Origin of the sequence: Chelatococcus sp. GCM10030263, from assembly GCF_042666455.1 — a bacterium.
Lineage (GTDB): Bacteria > Pseudomonadota > Alphaproteobacteria > Rhizobiales > Beijerinckiaceae > Chelatococcus.
Genome location: NZ_JBHTDB010000016.1, coordinates 1 through 22,780, shown reverse-complemented (window position 1 = coordinate 22,780; position 22,780 = coordinate 1). Strand labels below are relative to the sequence as shown.

At 65.9% G+C, this 22,780-nt stretch carries 13 protein-coding genes and 1 tRNA gene; 8 read left to right on the top strand and 6 right to left on the bottom strand.

Annotated elements, in window-relative coordinates; translation table 11 throughout:
• Positions 1–186 precede the first annotated feature (186 nt).
• The 5 genes from glpD to ACFQU1_RS22445 all read left to right on the top strand — a co-directional run bounded on the left by glpD (position 187) and on the right by ACFQU1_RS22445 (position 7,274).
• Complete coding sequence (gene glpD / locus ACFQU1_RS22465; protein ID WP_378136941.1) at positions 187–1,731, top strand: glycerol-3-phosphate dehydrogenase; 1,545 nt, start codon at positions 187–189, stop codon at positions 1,729–1,731.
• A 154-nt stretch (positions 1,732–1,885) separates the two neighbouring features.
• Positions 1,886–2,662, top strand: a complete 777-nt coding sequence (locus ACFQU1_RS22460; protein ID WP_378136939.1) for an HpcH/HpaI aldolase/citrate lyase family protein — start codon at positions 1,886–1,888, stop codon at positions 2,660–2,662.
• 79 nt (positions 2,663–2,741) lie between these two features.
• Complete coding sequence (locus tag ACFQU1_RS22455) at positions 2,742–3,695, top strand: dihydrodipicolinate synthase family protein (RefSeq protein ID WP_378136937.1); 954 nt, start codon at positions 2,742–2,744, stop codon at positions 3,693–3,695.
• Between the two features lie 135 nt (positions 3,696–3,830).
• A complete protein-coding gene (locus ACFQU1_RS22450; RefSeq protein ID WP_378136935.1) occupies positions 3,831–4,445 on the top strand; it encodes a glutathione S-transferase family protein in 615 nt (204 codons plus the stop codon).
• A 234-nt stretch (positions 4,446–4,679) separates the two neighbouring features.
• Entirely contained in the window at positions 4,680–7,274 is a 2,595-nt protein-coding gene (locus ACFQU1_RS22445; RefSeq protein WP_378136933.1) for a DNA translocase FtsK, read from the top strand.
• Between the two features lie 63 nt (positions 7,275–7,337).
• Here the strand turns inward: ACFQU1_RS22445 and ACFQU1_RS22440 are convergent, their stop codons facing one another.
• Together ACFQU1_RS22440 and ACFQU1_RS22435 are read right to left on the bottom strand one after the other, a co-directional pair.
• Positions 7,338–9,557: a glycogen debranching N-terminal domain-containing protein gene (locus ACFQU1_RS22440; protein WP_378136931.1), complete on the bottom strand. Its 2,220-nt coding sequence runs from the start codon at positions 9,555–9,557 to the stop codon at positions 7,338–7,340.
• Positions 9,558–9,618: 61 nt separating this feature from the next.
• Entirely contained in the window at positions 9,619–10,713 is a 1,095-nt protein-coding gene (locus ACFQU1_RS22435; RefSeq protein ID WP_378136929.1) for a glycosyltransferase family 4 protein, read from the bottom strand.
• A 282-nt stretch (positions 10,714–10,995) separates the two neighbouring features.
• On the opposite strand from ACFQU1_RS22435, the gene ACFQU1_RS22430 reads away from it, so the two are divergent.
• A tRNA-Phe gene (locus ACFQU1_RS22430) sits at positions 10,996–11,071 on the top strand.
• A 385-nt stretch (positions 11,072–11,456) separates the two neighbouring features.
• Here ACFQU1_RS22430 and ACFQU1_RS22425 read toward each other — a convergent pair.
• Positions 11,457–15,050 (bottom strand): serine hydrolase, encoded by a 3,594-nt coding sequence (locus ACFQU1_RS22425; protein WP_378136927.1) that lies wholly within the window; start codon positions 15,048–15,050, stop codon positions 11,457–11,459.
• Between the two features lie 380 nt (positions 15,051–15,430).
• Between ACFQU1_RS22425 and ACFQU1_RS22420 the strand changes: the two genes are divergently transcribed.
• The gene (locus ACFQU1_RS22420; RefSeq protein ID WP_378136925.1) at positions 15,431–16,426 is read left to right on the top strand and encodes a hypothetical protein; all 996 of its coding nucleotides are present in this window, start codon (positions 15,431–15,433) and stop codon (positions 16,424–16,426) included.
• Between the two features lie 456 nt (positions 16,427–16,882).
• The gene (locus ACFQU1_RS22415) at positions 16,883–17,737 is read left to right on the top strand and encodes a PhnA-like protein (protein WP_378138325.1); all 855 of its coding nucleotides are present in this window, start codon (positions 16,883–16,885) and stop codon (positions 17,735–17,737) included.
• A 793-nt stretch (positions 17,738–18,530) separates the two neighbouring features.
• Here ACFQU1_RS22415 and ACFQU1_RS22410 read toward each other — a convergent pair.
• Genes ACFQU1_RS22410 through ACFQU1_RS22400 form a run of 3 tightly spaced genes read right to left on the bottom strand, consistent with a single transcriptional unit; the run spans position 18,531 to position 22,699 of the window.
• A complete protein-coding gene (locus tag ACFQU1_RS22410) occupies positions 18,531–19,262 on the bottom strand; it encodes a hypothetical protein (protein WP_378136923.1) in 732 nt (243 codons plus the stop codon).
• A 54-nt stretch (positions 19,263–19,316) separates the two neighbouring features.
• On the bottom strand, positions 19,317–19,889 hold the full coding sequence (locus ACFQU1_RS22405) for an invasion associated locus B family protein (RefSeq protein ID WP_378136921.1): 573 nt from the start codon (positions 19,887–19,889) through the stop codon (positions 19,317–19,319).
• Positions 19,889–22,699, bottom strand: coding sequence for a YadA-like family protein (locus ACFQU1_RS22400; protein ID WP_378136919.1), 2,811 nt, complete (start codon positions 22,697–22,699; stop codon positions 19,889–19,891). Before ACFQU1_RS22400 ends, ACFQU1_RS22405 begins: the two co-directional genes overlap by 1 nt.
• Between the last annotated feature and the right edge of the window lie 81 nt (positions 22,700–22,780).

Genomic DNA, 22,780 nt, shown 5'->3' with positions numbered 1-22,780 from the left:
AGGACTTCGGTCGATCCGCTCCAATTCGGTCGTTTTTCCATTTGATGTGGCTGGACGCGCGACATAGCTTCCCGGTGCGGCCAATCACGATGCAAGGTTAGTGGTGATCGAGAACGTTCTGCTTCAGTCCGGCGGGCGCAAGCGCCTGGGTGCTCACTTTTTCGACGGCCGCGTGGAGGGCGCACGGTGAACGGCCCAACCCCTGCGGCAACGCAATGCGACCTTCTCGTCATCGGCGGCGGCATCAACGGCGTCGGCATCGCGCGCGATGCCGCGGGCCGTGGCCTCAAGGTCGTTCTTTGCGAGCGCGGCGATCTGGCGGGCGGCACCTCCTCGGCCTCCAGCAAGCTCATCCACGGCGGCCTGCGCTATCTCGAGCAATACGAGTTCCGGCTCGTGCGCGAGGCACTCACCGAGCGCGAAGTACTGCTCGGCATCGCCCCGCATATTGCGCGGCCCATGCGTTTCGTGCTCCCGCACAATGCGGGGTTGAGACCCGCCTGGATGATTCGCATCGGCCTCTTTCTCTATGATCACCTCGCCCGGCGCTCGAAGCTGCCGGGCTCCGCGGGGCTCGACCTCCGGCGCTGCCCCGAGGGCGCGCCCCTGAAACCGACGCTCAGTAAGGGCTTCGTCTACTCGGACTGCTGGGTCGACGACGCCCGCCTCGTCGTTCTGAATGCGATGGATGCCGCAGCGCGCGGCGCCGAGATCCTGACGCGCACGGCCTGCATCGCTGCGCGCCGCGAAGGCGACGGCTGGCAGGCGACGCTCGCAGCCGAGGACGGCACGCGGCGTGAGATCAGCGCTCGCGCGCTCGTCAATGCCGCCGGCCCTTGGGTCTCGGAGGTCCAGAGCCAGGTGCTCGGCGCCAATTCCGAGGACCATCTGCGGCTCGTCCAGGGCAGCCATATCGTGGTGCCCAAGCTCTACGAGGGTGAGCACGCCTATATCCTGCAGAACCCCGATGAGCGGATCGTCTTCGTCATTCCCTACGAGAGCGAGTTCACACTGATCGGCACGACCGACATCCCCTATCAGGGCAATCCGGCGAAGGTGCAGATCTCGACGGAGGAGATCGCCTATCTCTGCGCGTCGGTCGATCGCTATTTCGAGCGCCCGGTCACGCCCGCCGACGTGGTCTGGTCCTATTCCGGCGTGCGTCCGCTCTACGACGATTCGGCCAAGAACCCCTCCGCCGTCACGCGTGACTATGTCTTCGACGTGACCGGCGGCGGTGACGGCACGCCGCCGCTCCTCTCGATCTTCGGCGGCAAGCTCACGACCTACCGGCGGCTCGCCGAACATGCGCTGGAAAAGCTCGGTCCTTTCCTCGACATGCCCGAGCGCAGCTGGACGGGCACCGTGCCCTTGCCCGGCGGCGATTTTGCCAAGGGTGATATCGCCGCCTTCACGGCCACGCTTGCCGCGAAGCACCCTTGGCTGCCGCCGGATCTCGCGCGCCGCTACGCCCGCAGCTACGGCACGCGCGCCGAGGCGATCATCGGGCCGGCGCGATCGCTCGCCGACCTCGGCGAGCATTTCGGCGCGGGGCTTTACGCGCGCGAAGTCGAATATCTCGTCGCGGAGGAATGGGCGCGCTCGCCCGACGACATCCTGCGCCGCCGCACCAAGCTCGTGCTGCACGCCGACCCCACGATCGAAGGCAAGCTCGCCACCTGGTTCGCCGCCCATGACTGGACGCGCACCCGCGTCGCCGCATCTCCATAACGGCAGCGTTGTCGTGGCATGCGCTCAACCGGCTTGCGCCGGGCGCCCTTTGGGCCGACTTTAAGCGCCGGCACGGCGCAGACCGTCTGCCGCCGGCGCGTCGTGGAGCCTGCGGCCAAATCGAGACCGCGGGCCACGCCGCAGGACAGGCATGATGACCACCGACCTTCCCGTCAATCGCTTCAAGGCTCGGCTCAAGGCGGGCGAGCCGCAGATCGGCTTCTGGCTCGCCATGGCAAGCCCCGTCGCGACGGAAATCGCCGCCGGCGCCGGGTTCGACTGGCTGCTGATCGACATGGAGCACACGCCGAATGACGCGCCGGACGTGGCGCATCAACTGCGGGCAGCAGAAGGCGGAACGGCGGAACCTGCGGTCCGCGTGCCATGGAACGAGCCGGTGCTCGTCAAGCGGCTGCTCGATCTCGGCGCACGCACGCTGCTCTTCCCCTTCGTGCAATCGGCCGAGGAGGCGCGACGCGCCGTGGAGGCGACGCGTTATCCACCGGACGGCATGCGCGGCGTCAGCGGCATGTCGCGCGCCAACCGCTATGGCCGGGTGCCCAACTATTTCGCCCGCGCCGCGGATGAGATCTGCGTCCTCGTCCAGGCCGAAACCCGCAAAGCCATCGAGGCTGTCGACGAGATCGCCAATGTGCCGGGCGTCGATGGCGTCTTCATCGGCCCAGCCGATCTGTCCACCGATTTCGGCCATCCCGGCGAATGGACGCGGCCGGAGATCTGGTCCGCCATTCTCGATGCCGGCCGGCGCATCAAGGCGGCCGGCAAAGGCGCCGGCTTCCTCTCCGCTTCCGAGGCGGACTGCCGGGGCGTGCTCGAAGCCGGCTTCGATTTCGTCGCCGTCGGCATCGACAGCGCCATTCTGTCCCGACAGACGGATGCGCTCGTCAAAACCTATAAGGCTGCGAAGTAAGATCAGGGATGGAAATGCCGGAAGCGCGGCGCTGGCGAGTTGACCAGCCCCACCGGCGCTCGATGCAGAGGAGCTTGCCATGAAACTCGACGTCAATGCCCAGGGCGTCTATCCGATCGCCCCGACGCCGTTCCACCCGGACGGGCGTATCGACGAAGACTCGATCGACCGGCTGTGCGAGGCCTATATCGCGGCCGGCGCGACCGGCGCCACCGTGCTCGGCATCATGGGCGAGGCGCCGAAGCTCGAACCGGCGGAATCGCTCGCCGTCGCGACACGTTTCATCGAGAAGCTCGGGGATCTGCCGGTCATCGTCGGCGTCTCCGCGCCGGGCTTTGCCGCCATGCGCTCGCTGGCGCATACGGTGATGGAGCGTGGCGCCGCCGGCGTCATGATCGCGCCCGTGCCGAGCCTGCGCACCGACGACCAGATCACCGGCTACTATCGCCAGGCGATCGAGGCGATCGGCCCGGATATTCCTTTCGTCATACAGGATTATCCGCTGACCCTCACAGTTCAGATGACGCCGAAGGTGATCCGCTCGATCGTCCAGGAGCATCCCTCCTGCGTGATGCTGAAGCACGAGGACTGGCCGGGCCTCGAAAAGATCTCGGCCTTGCGCGGCTTCGAGGCCGACGGCTCGATGCGGCCTATCTCGATCCTCACCGGCAACGGTGGGCTCTTCCTCGATTTCGAGATGGAGCGCGGCGCCGACGGCGCCATGACGGGCTATGCCTATCCGGAAATGCTCATCGGCGTCGTCAGCCTGCAGAAGGCCGGCCGGCGCGACGAGGCGCACGACCTCTTCGACGCGCATCTGCCGCTCTTGCGCTACGAGCAGCAGCAGGGGGTGGGGCTCGCCGTGCGCAAATATGTGCTGATGAAGCGCGGCTTGATCGCCTCCGACGCGCAGCGCAAGCCGGGAGCAGCGCTCAGCGCCGCAGCGCGCGGCGAGGTGGACTACCTCATGGGGCGGCTCGCCAAGCGCGAGGCGGAACTCGGCCTCGGCGGACGGATCGTCGCGGCGGCCTGAGGCCGTCCAGCCCGGCAACTTCCGGCGCCGGGAGTGCCGGGCAATCAATTTCGCCAGATATGACAGATCTTTAACTTGTCGCCCGATAGCCGCGCTTGATAACGTCGCAGCGTGGCAATGACGGCAGGCAGCATCATGAAGCTGTTTTCTTCCCGGCGCTCGCCCCATGTGCGAAAGGTCCTGATCGCGGCTCATGAGCTCGGCCTCGCCGAGGATATCGAACTCGTTCCGCAGGCTGTCGCGGGCCTGACACCGGACGAGGAGCTGTGGAAGCATAATTCACTCGGCCAGATCCCGACGCTCGTCACCGACGATGGCCGGGCGCTGTTCGATTCCGGCGTCATCGTCGAATATCTGCAAAGTCTCAGGCCTGGCCTGCGCCTCATCGCTCTCGGCCCCTCGCAACGGATCGATGCTCTCCATCGCCAGGCCTGGGCCGATGGGCTGATCGAGATCTTGCTGCGCTGGGAGGGCGAGCGCCGCCGCGAGCTCGATCCGCGGCAGCCCGACTACATCGCCGCCCATCGTGCCCGCTTCCTCCACACCTTCGACGCGTGGGAGACGGTGGCCCAAGCCTGGGACCCGGCGCGCTTCGATATCGGTGACATCGCCATCGCCTGCGCGCTGAGCTATGCGGATTTGCGCTTCGCATCGCAGGCTTGGCGCGACGGCCGCCCGGCGCTGGCGAGCTGGTTCGATCGGGTGAGCCAGCGCGCCTCCTTCACGCAGACCGCCTTCGATCCGGCCTGACGAGCAAGCCGACGTGCATTATCCCCAGGCAGGGCGGCGCGTAGATGCTGCACATCGCCTTGCCGTGCCTGCGCCTTTAGCCTGCCGTCCAAGGCAAATCTTGCCGCTGTGGCGACCGGCAGGTGCTTGCCGATAAAAACACCGCCCAATCGTACCCTTCGTTAAGGATGTGATTCCTATTCCCTGCCAAGGTCAGCGGACAGAGCGTTGGCGTAACAGGGCGATCGACGGCACATGCACTCTCCGGCAAAGCCTCCGAAACACAGCAATCCGCAGGCCAATTCCTATTCGATCACACGTGAGAATCGCAGGCACGGGTCGGCCCCGACCCGGGACGCAAACGAGCAGGCCGCGACGGCGCCGGGCTTGAAGCCCGATCCCTTCGGCGGCCCTCCCGCGCCGAGCTGGCTGCAGTTCTTCGCGATGGGCTCCAACGCGCGCTTCACGCGCACGCCCGACTACCTGCTGCGCACCGATTTCGGCACGGTCACGGAAATCGCTCCCCTGCCCGCCGTCCCGGAGGACGCCGGCCGCTGGGCGGATCATCCCGCTGATTCCCCTGCCCCGCAGCATGTGCAGCACTATGTACGGCGGCCGGCAGTCTGGGCCCCGCCCCGGCCGGCAGAGACGGTCGTTGCGCAGGAACCTGCGCTCGAAAGCACACCCGCCATCGAGGACCCACAAACGGATTCCTGGCAAACCGATCCCTGGCAAACCGAACCCTGGATGGAGCCGGGCGAGGCCGATCTGGCCACGGCTGAGTTCCACGATGCCGACGAGGCCGCATCAGCCCAGCCGGAGGCGATGGTCGCCGACGACATTCCGCCCACGGACGAACCCGCCACGGACGAGCCCGCCACGGACGAGCCCACACCGTCGGAGGACCCGTTACAGGCTCGCCTGCGCACCCTTGCGCAGATGATCCAGGTCGGTCGGCCGCTCCGTCCCGTCAAAGCCGAGCGTCAGGACAACCAGCGGACCATGGGGCCCCGACGGGCGACCGCCCATGCTCCCCTGCCTCCAGCGACGGAGGCGGATGCCGGCCTGCAACACTCTGTCCAGGAGCCGAGCCTGCCAGCCTTGGATCCGCGTGGCCTCGGTGCCCTGCCGTCCGTCAGCGTGAACGTGTCTTTCGCGTGGCCATCCTTGTTGCCGTCCGCCGAGGATGCGCCGGACGAAGCACAGGTCGAGGACGAGAACGCAGTTGCAGAGCCTGTCGTCGAGGAGCCCCTCGCGGCGCGGCAGACCGACGAGATCATCGCGAGCGACCCGGCCCCCCAGCCCGTCTGGCCGACGGATGACTTCGGCGATGTGCCTGCCGGCTTCGAGTTGCCCCCTCTCTCGCTTCTCGCCGAGCCCTCGGCCGCCGAGCCGAATATCGAGCATTCGGCCGAACATCTCGACAAGAACTCCGTGACGTTGCAGCAGACGCTGCATGACTTCGGCATTCGCGGCGAGATCATCGACGCCAATCCGGGGCCGGTCGTCACGCTCTACGAGCTCGAGCCGGCGCCCGGAACCAAATCCTCGCGCGTCATCGGCCTCGCGGACGATATCGCCCGCTCGATGAGCGCCATTTCGGCGCGCGTCGCCGTGGTGCCCGGCCGCAATGTCATCGGCATCGAATTGCCGAACCAGCGCCGCGAGACCGTGTGGCTGCGTGCGCTCCTGGCGAGCCGCGAGTTCGAGATGGCGCAGACGAAGCTCGGCCTCTGCCTGGGCAAGACCATCGGCGGCGAGCCGGTGATCGTCGATCTCGCCCGCATGCCGCATCTCCTCGTGGCCGGCACCACCGGTTCGGGCAAGTCCGTCTCCGTCAACGCCATGATCTTGTCGCTGCTCTACCGGCATACGCCGGAAGCCTGCCGCATGATCATGATCGACCCCAAGATGCTGGAGCTTTCGATCTATGAGGGCATTCCGCATCTGCTGACGCCGGTCGTGACCGACCCGCGCAAGGCGGTCGTCGCCCTGAAATGGGCGGTGCGCGAGATGGAGGAGCGCTACAAGAAGATGTCGCGCCTCGGCGTGCGCAGCATCGACGGCTTCAATGCGCGCGCGAACGAGGCGCGGCTGCGCGGCACGGGCCTCGTCGGCAGTGACGGCGAGCCGATCGATGCGACCCCCCTCCCCTTCATCGTCGTGATCGTCGACGAGATGGCCGACCTCATGATGGTCGCCGGCAAGGAAATCGAGGGCGCCATCCAGCGTCTCGCGCAGATGGCGCGCGCCGCAGGCATTCATCTCATCATGGCGACGCAGCGCCCGTCGGTCGACGTCATCACCGGCACGATCAAGGCGAATTTCCCGACGCGTATCTCCTTCCAGGTCACGTCGAAGATCGACAGCCGCACCATTCTCGGCGAGCAGGGAGCCGAGCAGCTCCTCGGCCAGGGCGACATGCTCTATATGGCCGGCGGCGGGCGGCTCACCCGTGTGCACGGGCCCTTCGTTTCCGACAATGAGGTCGAGAAGGTCGTCGAGCATCTCAAGCGCCAGGGCCGGCCCGACTATCTCGACGCCGTCACGACGAGCAACGACGAAGAGGTGGATAACGAAGCCGAAGGGACGGACGAGGACGGCGCCGTCTTCGACAAGGGCACCTTCGGCGAGGAAGGCGCCGATCTCTACGACCAGGCGATCATGATCGTCATGCGCGACAAGAAGGCCTCGACCTCCTATATCCAGCGCCGCCTGCAGATCGGCTACAACCGCGCCGCCTCGATCATGGAGCGCATGGAAAACGAGGGCATCGTCGGCCCCGCCAATCACGCGGGAAAGCGCGAGATCCTCGTCGAAGCCGTTCCAGGCGGGTTCCGCAAAACCTGACGATTGACCCGGTTGGCACCGTCCGCCCACAGCGGACGGCCGGCCCCCATGCGGACCCTCGCCTCAGGTGCGCGTGAGAACGTGGACCTCGCCCTCACGGGCAAGCACATTGACGACCACCTGCTCGCCCGCGCGTCGCAAGGCCACATCGACCCTCCCATCGCCGACGGCGAGGCGGTGCAAGGTCACCTCGTTCAGAAAGTCCGGCAGAGCCGGCTGGTCGAAGATGATCTGATGCGCACCCATCTCGAAGCGTAGGCCGAGACAGGACTGGATGATGAGCAGCGGCGCAGCCGCAGCCCAGGCTTGCGGCGAGCAGGCGACAGGATAGAAGGTCGGCCCGCGGCTGCGCTGGCGCGGAAAGCCGCAGAAGAGTTCCGGCAGCCGACGCAGGTCGATGTGGAGCGAGGCCGCGAACAGCCCTTCGAAGATGCGCGCCGCCTCGCGCCGAAAGCCGTAACGGGCGAAACCCGCCGCGATCAGCGCATTGTCGTGCGGCCAAACCGACCCGTTGTGATAGCTCATGGGGTTGTAGCGCGCTTCCGTGGCCGCCACCGTGCGCACGCCCCATCCCGAGAAGGAGGAGCGCGCCATGAGCGTCTCCACCACAGCAGCCGCCCGCTCCTCATAGGCGATGCCGGTATAGAGTGCATGGCCGGCATTGGAGGCGCGCACGCGGCACGGCTTCTTGTCGCCGTCGAGCGCCAGCACATAGGTGCCGAGCGCCTCGTCGAAGAAATGCTCGTCGAAACGTTGGCGCAACAATTGTGTCTTGGCCTTCAGCTCCTTGGCGCGGCGGAAATGGCCGAGCGCGCGCGCAATGCGCCCCGCGGCACGCCAGGCGCCATAGACATAGGCCTGCACTTCCGCGAGGGCGATCGGCCCGCGCGCCAGCCTGCCATCACTGTGAAAGACCGAATCGTGGCTGTCCTTCCAGCCCTGGTTGATCAGCCCCTCGGCGGTCCGCCGGCCATATTCCACAAAGCCGTCGCCATCCCGGTCGCCGTCGGTGTCGATCCAGCCGAGCGCCGCCTCGATATTCGGCCAGAGCTTGCCGATCGTCTCGAGATCTCCGGTGCGCTCCAGATAGGCGCCGGCGAGCATGACGAACAGCGGCGTCGAATCAATGCTGCCGTAATAGCGGCGGAAGGGCACTTCGCCGAGTTCCGCCATCTCGCCCTGGCGCAGCTCGTGCAGGATCTTGCCGGGCTCCGCGTCGGCGACCGGATCGCTGACCGTCGCCTGGTTGGCGGCAAGATGGCGGAGCACGCCGCGGGCAAGCGTCGGATCGAGCCATAGCATTTCGAGCGCCGTGATCAGGGCGTCACGACCGAAGACCGTGCTGAACCACGGAATGCCGGCGTAAGGGTAGGCCCCCTCCGGCGTCTGCGTCATCAACATAGTGAGATCCGAGACGCTGCGGCGGGCCGCCTCGTTGAAGATCTCGTTAGAGGTCGTCACCGCCGCCGCGCGCGAGGAGACCGCGTGCAGCGCCCGGCGCGAATCGCGCAGCGCGATGAAGAAGGCGCGGCGGGTATCCGCCTCGACAGGCGCCGCCGTCCCGCATCGCACCTCCATGAAGAGGAGTTGCGCCTCGCGCGGGGCGAGTTCGAGGTCGAAGACGGCGCGCGCCGCCGTTAATTCGGCCGGCGCCGGATCGAAACGCAAGGCCGTCTCACGCCGAAGGTCGTCGAGGCCCGTATAGGCGAGGACGACGCCGCTTTCGCCGATCCGGACCGGGTGGAGGTCGCCGCGCCGCTCGCGCTTGGTGCCGCGCACCTCGAAGATATCGGCAAAGTCGGCCGCAAAGGCGAGCTCCAGCCGCACATGCCGCCGCTCCTCGTCGAAATTCCGGACGGCGAGACGCTCAAAACAGGATCCGTTCCATAAGAAGCGCGAGCGGCGGATGTGGATGAGATCATGCCCCAGCTTCAGCCGGCCGTCCTTGTCGTAGAGGTCGGGATTCGTCAGATCGCAGGTCAGCGCCGCATTGTCGTCGCGCAGGGTCGAGGAGAGCAGCATCGGCCGCACGCCATCGATCGTCAGATAGAGATGCGAGAGATGGCGCGTGTCGCGGTGGTAGATGCCTTCCGGGCTGCCCGGCCCGGCAAGTGCGTCGCCGTTATGATCGAAGAGCGCGAAGGTATCGTCATGCTTCAAGGTCCGCGGCCGGCGCTCCTGCAATGAAGCGGCCGCGGGAATGAAGAATTGCGCGAGCGGGCCATCGCCCGCCCCTACCGGCGCGGGCGCGTGCTCCACCCTGTCGGCGCTCACCGTCGGCATCGGTTCGCTCCGTTCATGCTCAGCGTGTTGTCCTCAGAACGCCGGATCCGAGGCTGCCGAATCAAGCGACCCCCTGGAGTTCGATCTCACCGCCTCCGACGACCCGCAAGCGCGTGCTGTCGTCGCGGATATGGGCAAGCTCGCGATAGATCGCGACATAGTCGCGCGCCATGCGCTCGACCGTGAAGCGCTCCAGGAAGGTCGCCCGGATTCTGGCCCGATCCAGCCCGTCGATCCGCCTGACGGACTCAACCGCCTGATCGACCGTGTCCACGATAAAGCCCGAGACGCCGTCGTCAATGATTTCCGGGACCGAGCCCGAGCGAAAGGCGACCACCGGCGTGCCGCAGGCCATCGCCTCGATCATCACCAAGCCGAAGGGCTCCGGCCAGTCGATGGGAAAAAGGAGTGCCTTGGCGTTGCCGAGAAAATCAGCCTTCTTGTCGTCGCCGATCTCGCCGATGAAGCTGACGTTCGGATGGGCGGCAACGAGGGGCGCGATGACCTCGTCCCAATAGACCTGGTCTACCTTGTCGACCTTGGCCGCTATCTTGAGCGGCAGCCCGGCTTGTGCGGCGATGGCGATCGCCCGATCCGGGCGCTTCTCTGGAGAGATGCGGCCGAGAAAGGCGAGATAGCCACCCTGCGGGTTGCGGGTGAAGGCGAAACGATCCCTCGGCAGGCCATGATGCACCGTACCCGCCCAATTGACCGGCGGCATCGGCCGGCGCTGCTCCTGCGAGATCGAGACCACCGGAATATAGGGAAAGGCCTTGTAGAAAGGCAGGAGATCCGGGAGATCGAGCCGGCCGTGGAGCGTCGTCAGCGTCGCCTTCGGAAGATGGCGGATCAGCGGAAAGTGCAGAAGATCGACATGGAAGTGGAGCACGTCGAAGGCGTGAGCGCGCCGGCAGACTTCCTCCAGCATGACCATGTGATAGGGGATTGCATCCTTGACCGCCGGATTGAGGCGCAGCGCCATCTCCGAACAGGCGATGAGCGCGGCACTGGTCTTCGAATCGCCGCTTGCGAACAGCGTGACCTCATGCCCCTGGCGTACCAGCTCTTCGGTGAGGTGAGACACGATCCGTTCGGTCCCCCCATAGAGCCGCGGCGGGCAGCATTCGGCAAGCGGAGCAATCTGCGCGATCTTCATCGGAACTTCCTCGCGAAGGGGTACGCGACATGGCGCGGTATAGTTGGGTAATGCGAGCGAGAGCTGCCTGGATCCCGACCTGCTTGTGGGCTCTTGCGCATTTTTCTGGGACAAACTGCCGAACGCGTTCCGGGATGCTCGAAGCCGAATGGCGCGAAACGCACCCGTCGCCAACCGCTTGCAGGCATTTTGGGCGAAGCTGCCCTTCCCTCTGGACAGCCCGCCGGGCGCTCTCTATAAGCTCCATGCCATTCGCCTTCCGGCACTGCTGGAATGGCCGATGCCCAGGTAGCTCAGTTGGTAGAGCATGCGACTGAAAATCGCAGTGTCGGTGGTTCGATTCCGCCCCTGGGCACCATTCACCTAATGAAATCAATATTAAATATGTGACCCTGCTGGCCTTTTGGCCGAGCGAGCTTCAGCTCGGCGTCATGCGGAGGGACACTGCTCGACCGCCCGCTGAGTGACCGTGTCACAGTCGTGAGCCGCTCACCACGGACAGCCGAGTGGCAAACCTAGCTCAAATGACGACGACGCGGCTGGAGGATATTCCACCGGGGCGGTCAAGGCTGCCTGAGGTAGACGATGATTTCCGGAGCCCCGCACGCCGATCGACCTGATCGCCATCATCCTGGTGCTGGTGCGGCGTTACCCGTTCCGGACATCGCCACCGCCGGTCCGTCCGTCCGCTCAGCTGCCCACCGCTTCCGCATCAGACTGATCGCACGCGCTGCAGCGACGGCTCACCAGGTGAGCTGGAAGCCGAGGCGACCGCCCACGGAGTGACCCTTCTGATCACCCAGGCCGACGTCGTAGTCCGCCGAGGCGAAGAGGTTGGCGTTCGCCGCGAGCGGGGCAGAGACACCGGCACCGATCTGTGCCCACGTGCCGCCGGCGCCCGGCTGGAAAACAACGGGATAGGCCCCGCTGAGCGTGGCGAAGGTCGCCGACGCGCCGTCGCCGAACGCATGCCAGAGGCTGACGCGCGCCCAGCCGTTGATCGTCCGGCCGTCCAGCATGGACCAGTCGCGCGACAGCCGCGCGCCAATGCGGCCGTAGGCGGTTCCGCCCGAACCGAAGGTAACCGCGCCGTATCGGTCGGCACCGCTGTCCAGCGACAGCTGTTGGTAGATCACCTGGGCTTGCGGCTCGATGGTCCACTGGCTGCCGAGGGCGATCGGGAGACCGCCTTCCAGCGACGCGGCGAATCCCCAACCGCTCGTCTTGAGCAGTTCCCCCAGCAGCGAGTTGGCACGCATCTGATCGTAGAAGGTGCCTTGCGCGGCCGCATCGAGATACCAGCCGGCCGCGTCCGTATGAGTCCAGTAGCCGCCCACCGTGTAAGCGTCCATCGAGGCTTGCCCGGCCCGGCCGCCATAGATGGCGTCTACGTCGCCGTCGAGGTGGCCGGCGCCGACGAACAGCCCGGCCACATCGCGAGGCGTCGGGTTTCCATCGCTTCGGTAGAGGTCGAGGCCAGCCTGGAAGCCGGCGAAGCGAAAATCGTAGCTCGGCCCCTGGCTGGCAAAGCGCTGCAGCTGTCCCAGTTCGCCGCCGCCCGACGAGCCGCTGTGGCCGACCTCGCCGAGAGCGCGCGCCCACCCGGCCGAGCCGGCTTCCGACGTTCCGGCCACCAGGGACCGGGCGTTGAGGCGCTCGTCGTAAGTGCCGAGCATAGCCAGTCCGAACCGCGCCGCCATGCTCGGCAGGGCAAGGTCGACGGCCACCTCGGGGCGCAGATCGGGGACGGAGACCCCACCGGCGCTTGGCCGAGACGAGCGCAGGAACCAATCGTTCGCGCCCGCGGCACCGCCACGGTAGAGATTGTAATCATAGGCACCGGCGCTGACGCGGCCGCCGTTGAGCGAGAAGGCGCCCGGATCGGTAGAGGCGTTGTTGCGCGCCTCCACGAGCATGATCCCATCGCCGATGGTCGGAGCGCCGCCGCCGGTCGGGCGCACGATGATCTGCGTCTGGCCAGTCGCCGTGCCACCGTCGATGACGAGCCGGTCGGACGGGCCGGCACCGCCGAGGAAGGCGTTCATGGCCAGCGTGGCGCCCGCGCCGGCGTAACTTCCCACCGTCACGCTCTGATAGCTGCCAGGGATCACCGGCGGCGCGAACACGATGCCGCTGTTGCGATTGACGATGCTGGAGAGCACGGAGGGCGGCGACACGCCCACCGGCCCGACCGTCCACGTGCTGCCATTGTCGAGCGACAGATCGACGGTGGCATTCGCGCCCATGATCGCCCCGCCAATCTGAGAGCCCGATGCCGAGAGCGCGAGATTTGCTCCCGAAGCGAATACCGCGATGCCGCTGGCCGCCGCCAGCGCGCTGCCGTCGAGCGACAGTGAGGAAAGTTGGGGCGCCTGAGCCGGGTCGAAGGGCATGACGGCCACCACCGCCGCACCCAGGCCATTCGCGGTGATACTGCTGTTGGCCAGGGAAATCGCGCCGCCGCTTAACACCGCCCCGTACGAGAATGGACCGAAGGTCGCGATCTGTGTGCCGGAGAGGGCCAGCGAGGCGCCGGCTCCTTGCACCATGGCGCCGGGGCTCGCAATCCCGAGCGTCGTCACCGATACGTCCTGCGCCGTAATGAAAGCCGGGCCATCACCTGCGCTCGCCAGCAGGCCGACGCCGTCGCCGCGCAAGAGGATCTGACTGCCGGACAATGCGATGGTACCGTCAGTCGTTGCCCACGCCCCATGCCCGCTCACCAGGTCGATGCCGACACCCGACGCCGTGATCCTGGCCGGGCCGGTGCCGCCTGCATGCAGCGCGGCCTGCGCCGAGCCCGTGATCTGCACGCCGTTCAGCGTCGCCATGCCCCCCTCTCGCACATCGACGCCGGTTCCGGTCACCGCATCACCGCGCAGGCTGATGAATAGGCCGGTCAGCGACAGCGAAGCCGTGCCGCCGTCACCACGCAGAAAAGCGCCGTCGCCACCCACGGAGGCGGTGATCGTTCCACCCTGATCGAGCGCGACCCGGCCGTTGCGCGCGACGTAGATGGCCGGCACGTAGTCCTGCATCGGTGCGAGCGTCACCGGCCCGTTCGCGACCACGACCCCGCCATTGGTCGCGTAGACCGCGGCGCGGGCGCCAAACGGGCCGCTGACGAGGCCGGTCCAGACCGGCCCCGCCGCCACGGTCTGGCTGGTGCCGTCTGCGACCACCTGCAGCTGATTGCTCGGCGGTGTCCATCCGAGCAGCGCCAGCAGCTCTTGGAACAGATGCGCTGGCGCGTCGGCATCATCCAGATTGCTGGCATTGAGCAGGATGGTGATAGTGCGGTCGTTGGCGCGGTCGTACATGACCAGCGCCTCGAAGCCGAGACCGTTCCCGGTGTGACCGATCCACCCCGAGATCTCGCCCATGCCGAAGCCGTAGCTGTCATACTCGGGGCTGTGCGGATCGTCCTTCGTTGAGCCGAACGATTTCAGCCGCGCGACGAACTCGGCTTCACTCAACGTGGCGCCGGTACCGACAGCCTTGCCCCAGCGCGCCAGGTCGCCAATGACGCCGGACAGGGCGCCGGCCGCGCCCAGGCCCGTGGAGTTGAAATCCGAGAGCGACTCCGGGCCGGAACCGTCGTCCATGTAGCCCACGGCGTTCGGCGACGGGAGCGGATTGGCGCCCGGATCAACCACTGACGACAGCCCCAGCGGGCCGGTGAGCCGCCGCTGCACCTCTTCCGACCACGGGCTCCCCGTGACCGCGGTGATGATCTGGCCCAGCAGGATCGTATTCGTGTTGGAATACTCATAGGCTGTGCCGGGCGTGAACTGCAGCGGCTCGGCGAAACCGTAGGCGAGCAGCTCCTGAGGCGTCCACACACGGGCTGGGTTTGCGACGAGGGCCTGTCCGAAGGCGGACGACGCCGTGTAGCTGAAGAGACCCGATCGCATCTCCGCCAGTTCGCGAACCGTGATCACGTCGCCGCTCGGCACCCCACTGACGTAGTGTGACACGGGATCATCCAGCTTGAGGCGCCCCTCCTGCGCCAGTTGCAGGATAACCGTGCCGACCAGCGACTTGGTGACGCTGCGATAGCCGAAATACGTGTCGGGCCCGGGTGCCGCGCCGGTCGCCACGTCGGCCTTGCCCGCGTTGAGAAGAATCTCCTGGCCGCCTTGGCGGATCGAAACCGCGGCACCGGGAATCCGCTTGTCGATGAGGAACTGATCGACGAACTGCTGCAGGTTGCCGACGCTGGTCGAACCGGCCCAGGGTGTGTCCGCCTGGGCCCAGGCGGGGAGCGCCGCCAGCAACAATGGAAGAGCCGACAAGACGGCCGGCCGCCACGCGCGCCGGTGGATCGCATACCGCATCGAAGGCCCCCAGCGTCGATCAGAATCTGACGCAAACTAGCAGAGTTGATGCCCTCGTCCACGGACGATGACGCAAAGTCCAGCGGAAGCGGCCGGTCCAGTCGAAGCCGCCACGCGCGACCAACAGGACAGTGTGGCGCTCGATGTGAACGACTATGCGACAGCCGTCACATTTCACCTCGTGCAGCCATCCCCCCCCCGGAAGACCCCTTCGGCATCGGCCTTGCGGCCATGACCCTACACGACGCTGGATCGGCGCGGACGCTGGACAGCGCTACTGGCCTACAGGCGAACACCGGCTGCGTTGCCAGCATGGGCTGGCTATGACAGTTTTTTGCGCTTCGGGTGCAAGCATTGACATCCGATGCATGGGGGAACGCATGACTGAACAGCCAGGGCGTTTCAGGCAGATCAAAAAGCTGCTCCGCGCCATCGGTTGGTGGCTTGCAGATGGCGCGCTGGCTCGTTGGCCGGCATCAACGCGGCAGGACGACGCGCGCGAACTGAGCGCCCGCCTCGCTCGAATTGAGGCGACCGTCCAGGCTCTACAGGACCGTCCGGTTTCGGCACCGGGCGTGGAGCGTCACCTCGCCGACATCATTGGACGCATCGAAGTCCTCACCGACATCATCATTGCGGATTCAGACGAACGGCGGGCTTGCGAGGGGGTGCGCGTCCTCGGCCCCACTTTCTTGGGAAAGCATAGCGCGCGGATGTACTCGCAGAATTACGAGGAGTCCGTCGTTACCGAAATTTTTAAACGCATTGGCACGAAAGACCGAACATTCATCGAGGTTGGCGTTGGTGACGGTCTTCAGAACACCACCCGCTTTCTCCTTCAAATGGGCTGGCGCGGTCTGTGGATAGAAGCCAATCCTGCTGATTGCGCCAAGATCCGATCTCGGTTCTCGACTGAAATCCAGTCCGGCGATCTGCAGCTCGTCGAGGCACTGGTGACCACAGAGAATATACAGGGCTTGATTGATCAAGCCGGGATCGCGCCGGAAGTCGATTACATGTCGGTCGACATTGACCAGAATACTTCCCACGCATGGAAAGCCATCTCAACGAAGGCGCGCGCTTGCTGTGTCGAGTACAACGCCAGTGTTCCACCCTCCGTCGACCTCGAGGTGCCCTATGATGCATCAGCGAACTGGGATCTTACAAACTACTTTGGCGCATCGCTAAAGGCCCTCGAGCGCATCGGTAGGGATAAGCGAATGTCCCTCGTCGGGTGCGATACGGCGGGTGTGAATGCATATTTCGTGGCCGCGGAACTGGCGGATGGAAAGTTCGTCGGGCCCTTCGACGCCGAAACCCACTTTCAACCGGCCCGCTACTACAATCGTCGTCGCGGCCATCGCCCCAGTCCATAGCCCCCCAAGAGCGGGGCACCGCCATTAGAGAACTTGTTCGCAGTTTTACACCTGGACTGCTCGTGACGGCCACCGAACAAAGGTCACGCGGCGATGAAACGCTCGACGGGCGGCTGCTCTCACCGGTCGACGACGCATTTCTGTGCCGGGTGGTGAACCGGTGTTATTGGATGCCGGGTCAATCTCCGCGTCATGGCAAGTGGAGCGCCGTAGTAACGGGTCTTGGGGATGAACCCGCCCGTCGATGACGAGCCCCCGGAACTTTCGATCGACCAAGCTCTTTCTTTTGCGACATCGCGACACAGCGCGCCGGGGATACCCGACGCAACTTGGCAGGCGGTCACACCTTCCGAGGAGGAAACCATGACCGAGGCGCATTCTGCCGACAACCGCCGCGTCAGCGACGGCGACGTTCATCGCAGTCCCATCACCCCTGCCGAAGACATCCGCACGATAATGCTGAACAAGGTGTCGTGGAGTGCCGTGTTGGCTGGCGTGGTGATCGCACTCGTCATCCAACTCCTCCTCAACATGCTCGGGATCGGCGTCGGTGCCGCTACGCTTGGCCCTGCAACGAGCGACAATCCGAGCGCATCGTCCTTCTCGATCGGCGCCGCAATCTGGTGGACTGTATCGGGCGTGCTGGCCGCCTTCGCCGGCGGCTATGCTGCGGGGCGCCTTTCGGGAAAGCCTAAGGAAGGCACTGCGGGATGGCACGGACTGACCACCTGGGCGCTGACGACACTCGTAATCGCTTATCTCCTGTCCACGGCGGTCGGCGGACTTCTCGGTGGCACCTTGAGCGCTCTCACGAGCGTGGCTGGTGGTGTCGGCAGCACCGCGGGCGGAGCCGTTCAAACCGTCGCACAGGCCGCTGCCCCGTCCCTGGCGCAGGCGACCGATCCTTTTAGCGACATTGAGCGCTCGATGCGCTCTGGTGCTGCAGGTCAAGATCCCGCCGCTCTTCGCGACGCGGCGGTATCTGCGATGCGCGCGGTGGTAACCGGCGATGAGGCACAGGCGCAAGCCGCCCGAGACCGCGCGGCTGATGCCTTGGCCAGGGCGCAGAACATCCCCCCGGATCAGGCACGACAGCAAATTCAGCAATATGAGCAGCAGTACCGCCAGGCTGTAGACAGTGCGAAGCAGCAGGCGGCGGCCGCCGCCGACGTCACCGCAGCGACCGTCTCTCGTGGTGCGCTGTTGGGTTTCGTCGCCCTCGTCCTCGGCGCGATCGCCTCGTGGTTCGGAGGCCGCATGGGAGCCGTCGATCCAACCCTGACCGACGGACGAGCGCGCTATAGGACGTGACGCTGCTAGCCGCCGACGCCAGCCTGCGCTAACGTTTTCCTATACGAGCTTCATGCCCCCCGGCAGGTCAGGCGCCGCCGTGCGCGCCGCAGCTCCGCGAATTGGCCGCTGTTCTCAGTCACGTTATCCGATCGCCTCGCGGTCGGGGTCGTGTCACCAGAGGCTATTGTGGGAGTGATCGAGATCTCGCCGCTCCGACCTGAGAATGCTTCCGCAGACCGGAACAAAGGCCGCAGGCCGCTCATTCGGTCTATCAGTGCTGGCCTGGAGTCATGCCCGCAATCATAGAGACGCGACCCGGCAAGAGGCTCGGATTGAGCCTGCAGTGGACAAGCTCTCTCGGGATGCTAGGTTCGGGTCGTTAACCATATCGTTCAGCCGGAGCTCGGGTGACTCCGGCCTGTATCACAGGGCTGACGCTCATGGGACGCGAGCCGCCTCGCGTGCGCTCATTTCGCTATCGGGCCTACCTCCTGGAGGATAGTTTCATCCTGCGGGAAGCATGCCCTCTCCACTGCGATTCCGATCAGCAGGCGGTGGAATTGGCTTCGCTGTTGTCGGACGGCTATGCCGTCGAGGTCTGGGAGGGCGACCGGCTCGTCCGCCGGCTGCCGCCCAAGGCATACGGGAAGACATACGGGACGTCGCAACCTCCTTGAAGGTCCTGCGGCCAGGTTGGCATCCAGCTGTTCAGCTCGAGACCTCGGCGCGACCGCCGACCAAGGGCGAACGCGAAAAAGCGCGCCATCGAGGTCCGATGGCGCGCCAGATTGCAAACCGCAACGTTTCCCGCTCAACCTTGGCCGGATGCCCGCAAGGTGCTGACGGCGATGCAGGCATTGCCGAACGGGACGAGCATCACCTGCGTTCCGTTCTCCATATTGATGACGCCGAGATTGCCCAGGGACGCGCCCTTGCCGTTCATCTTTCCCAGATCAGCGGCAACGGCTTGGCAGTTGCTGTTCGTGGGCGTCACCCGCACGAGCGTTCCTTCGCAGGTCTGGCCGATAGGGGCCGCGAAGACGACACCAGCCGCCTGCTGCGTGGGGTTTCCGGACCCTCCGTTCAGCGCCACGATGGACTGGACGGAGTGGCTATCGCCAGACGCCGATTCCCATTGAGTCTGAGCCGTAAAGGTCGAGTCTGCAGCCAGCAACCGGCCGAGCACGCCGAAGACCTTTGCGCAGGTCTTGATATTGCCCTGGCGCGCGTGCTCGTCGAACACGGTTTCAGGCTGCGCCTGCGCAGCAGCTTGGTTAGGCTGCTGCGTGGCCGGCTCGCTCGCCTGTGACGTGCTCGGATGGTTGGGCTGCGTCTGCGCTTCCGGCTTTGGACGAGGCTTCGGCCGTGCCGGCCTCGGCGGAGCTTCATTCGGCCCGCTCGGCTGGAGGGACAGCGGTGATTGCTGTGCGTCGACGGCGACGCTGAGGCCGACCCCGATGGCCGCGATCACGACAATCGCGGCCCCAACCCGCAAAACGGTCCGGTTCAATGGCATGGCGGCCCTACTCTCCTCTTCCAACATGACGCTAGGCAACCGCGCTGACAGTCGTCGGTGGCCGTGCTTCTGACAACTCGATCACTTCAAGGCCGCCAGCGCGCCGGCTAAACCGCCGAGCGGGGCCTTGAAAGCGATCGCCCCGGCCTGCGGTACCTCGTAGGCGACATCGCACTCGGTCCCAGCCTGGATATGGCTCTTGAGCACATTGCCGATAGCGATCGTGGCGTAGCAGAAAGAGGCGTCGCACCGATCCGTCTGGGCGACGATCCGATCGGGCTTCTCACCTAATGTCAGGACAATTGGGCGCGCTACGCCGACTGCCGCCGGGACGCGCATCATCATCAGCGGCTTGCCTTCCGCCGTGGCGATCAACGACCAATTGAACACCACCCCGCCTTCCGCATTGACGATCGACTGCGTGATATTGCAGATGCGACGTTTCGACGTGAGGCTCTCGTCGCAGATCAAGGTCCAGTTCTTGAAGGGCTGGATTACACGCCGGTATTCGCCGAGCTTCTCGCCGGGAGGGATCGCCACCTCTGACGGCTTGACGGCATAGGCTGGGGCAGAGCCCTGCTGCGCGGCGCCAGGAACTGCCCCCCCAATGAGGGGCAGCACCAAGCCTATCAGCCTCAGCAGACTGCGTGGCATCAGTTCAGCGTAATGCTCAAACCTGCGCCAAGACCCCAATGGCCGCCACTTGTCGTGGCCGACGCATTGAGACGCTTCAGACCATCTTCGCTGGTGTAGCCCAGGCCCATCGACAATGCCCCCTGTCCGTGCCACACGCCCCCGCCTGCAGCGACGCTGAGTTTGCCCGGACGCTCGTCATAGCGCAGCGAGGCGGCCGCGATGCCGATCGCCGCACCGCGCCAGGCCTCCTTCTTCGCCTGATAAATGCTTCCATTGAGCATGCCGAAGGCGCTGTTCAACTGGTTGACGTTGACGGCATCCGTCCCGTTCACGCCCGGCGCCACATTGCTGATCGTCACCGGGGCATTCGGGTCGCCGCCTCGCAGCGTGACCTGGTTGGTGACATTGCCGGTGTTGTCGACGTCATATTTGAGCGACAGATTCGACAGGCTCTGTAGCTGGCTCACATTGACTGCATCGGTCGGGGCTGCGCCGGCCGCGACATTGGTGACACGCCGCTCTGCACCCGCAGACCCCACCGACACCTCGCCCGTCGGCACACCGGCGGTGCTGGCGCCGACGACCGGTGTGTAGGCGGCGTCGCTTAGATTGGCTGTCGTCGTGGAATTGGCGCCCAGCGCCAGCGAATTGGCCTGGGTTGCCTTGGCGCCGGCGCCGATCGCGACCGAGTCGGAGGCCGAGGCCGCCGCGCCATTGCCCATCGCAATGGCGCTCGCACCGCTCGAGACTGCCTGCGGACCGACGGCCACGCTTTCCACACCCGAAGCCACGGAATCGGCAGCCGACGAATTGGAATGGAAATACTTGATGCCGCCGCCGCCCAGCACGGAGTTGTCGAGCACGGTCGCGAACGCATAGAGCTGCGAGCCGTTGATTGCGTCCGTCGAGGTCGCGGTGATCTGGCCGGCCGCGACGTTCTGCAGTTGCCGCTCGTTGCCGGCCGATCCGATCGAAACGGCGCTCGTCGGATTGGCCCCGGCAAAGCCCGAGATCGTGAAGCTGTTGAAGGTCGCGCTCGCAGTCGGCGTGACGGCAGACGTTTGCGAGCCTGAGCCGAGCGCCACGTCGCCGGCATTCGCGGCTTGAGCATTGGTCCCGAGCGCCATGCTGTTGGCGCCCTGGCCGTTCGCCCCTGCGCCGAGCGCGACAGCCCCGGCACCGGTCGTGGAAGCTCCCGTGCCGACGGAAATAGACTGAATGCCGCTCGAGGTGGCCCCGTTTCCGAGCGCCAAGCCATCCGCGAAATTGACGGTCGAGTTCTGACCGATGGCGATGCCGCCCGGCGCCGCTTGCATGACGCGGGCGCCATTGCCCATGCCGATGCCGTTGTCGCCGTTGACGACCGTGTTCGGCCCCACGGCGATCGCCTGATCTCCAACTGCGAGCGAGTCGGGGTCCGTGGAATTGGCGTGGAAGTAGCGCGTTCCGGTCGATGTGACCGACGTAATTGCGCCTCGCAACTGGCGAAGCGTCACGGCGTCCTGGTCCTGCGTGGCATCGGCGACATTGGTGACCTGGCGATAGGCCCCGGCACTACCGACCGAAAGTGTCCCGAGCAGCGTCATGTCGGCCGTATTGTAAGGAACGATGCCTGTGCCCGCTGTGATCATGCCGTTGGTCGGTGCGAGCGCCCGATCAGCGATCGAGCCGGCGCCCAGCGCGATGCTGCCGTCGATATTCGAGACCGCGTTCGGGCCGATGGCAACCGAGTCGGTGCCGATCGCCTGCGAATCCGGCTCGGTTGAATTGGCGTGGAAATATTTGATGCCGCCGCCGTTGTTGATGGCAGTAATATCGCCGGCGATGTCTTCGACCGCGGTATTGGTCGCGAAGAGCTGCGAACCGTTGACCGCATCGGTCGAGGTGGCGCTGAGCTGTCCCGCGGCCACATTGGTGATGGTGCGCTCGGCGCCCGGTGCGCCGACGCTGACCGTCGAGAGCGGGTTGATGCCGGCAAAATTATAGGTGGTGCCGGCTATCGTCGTGCTCGCCGTGCCGACTGCGGTCGCCGTGGTGGAGCCCGCGCCGAGGGCCACATCGCCCGTGTTGTTGGCGACCGCATTCGGGCCGATGGCCACCGAGTCGGTGCCGATCGCCTGCGAATCCGGCTCGGTTGAATTGGCGTGGAAATATTTGATGCCGCCGCCGTTGTTGATGGCAGTGATATCGCCGGCGATGTCTTCGAGCGCGGTATTGGTCGCGAAGAGCTGCGAACCGTTGACCGCATCGGTCGAGGTGGCGCTGAGCTGTCCCGCCGCGACGTTCTGGATCTGGCGCGGCGCGGTGGCAGAGCCCACGCTCACCACGTCGCCCGCGGTCGGCGCGCCGCCGGCGAAGGTGTAGGTGGTACCGCCGATCACGGCGTTGGGCGTCGGAACGGCCGCCGAAACCGTCGAGGCATTGCCGAGCACCACGGCACCGTCCAGCCCGGTGGGGATGGTCACGCCGCCGCCGACCACGAAGGCGTTGTTGGCGTTGATGGTGTTGTTGTTGCCGAGCGAATAGGAGCCTGCGCCGGTGATAGTGCTCGGGTCGCCAAAGGCGCCGGAATTGGCGCCGCTCACGACGTTGCCGGTGCCGATGCTGATGCTGTTTGCGCCGGACGCCTGCGCGTTCGCGCCCATGGCGATGGCGTTGGCGGCAGTCGCGCTCGCATTGTAGCCGATCGAGGTCGTGGCATTGGCGGTAACGCCAATGCCGGCGTTGGTACCGATCGCGACGTTGTCGTTACCCGTTACATTGGAGCCTGCGGCGGCGTTGAAGGTGTCACCGTTGCCAAGGGGGATGGTGTTATCGCCAGCCCCCATGGCCACGTTCCGCGTTCCCGATACGCGAGAACCTGCACCTCGCATTACGCTGGGAATGCCACCTCCGACGGCCGTATTCTG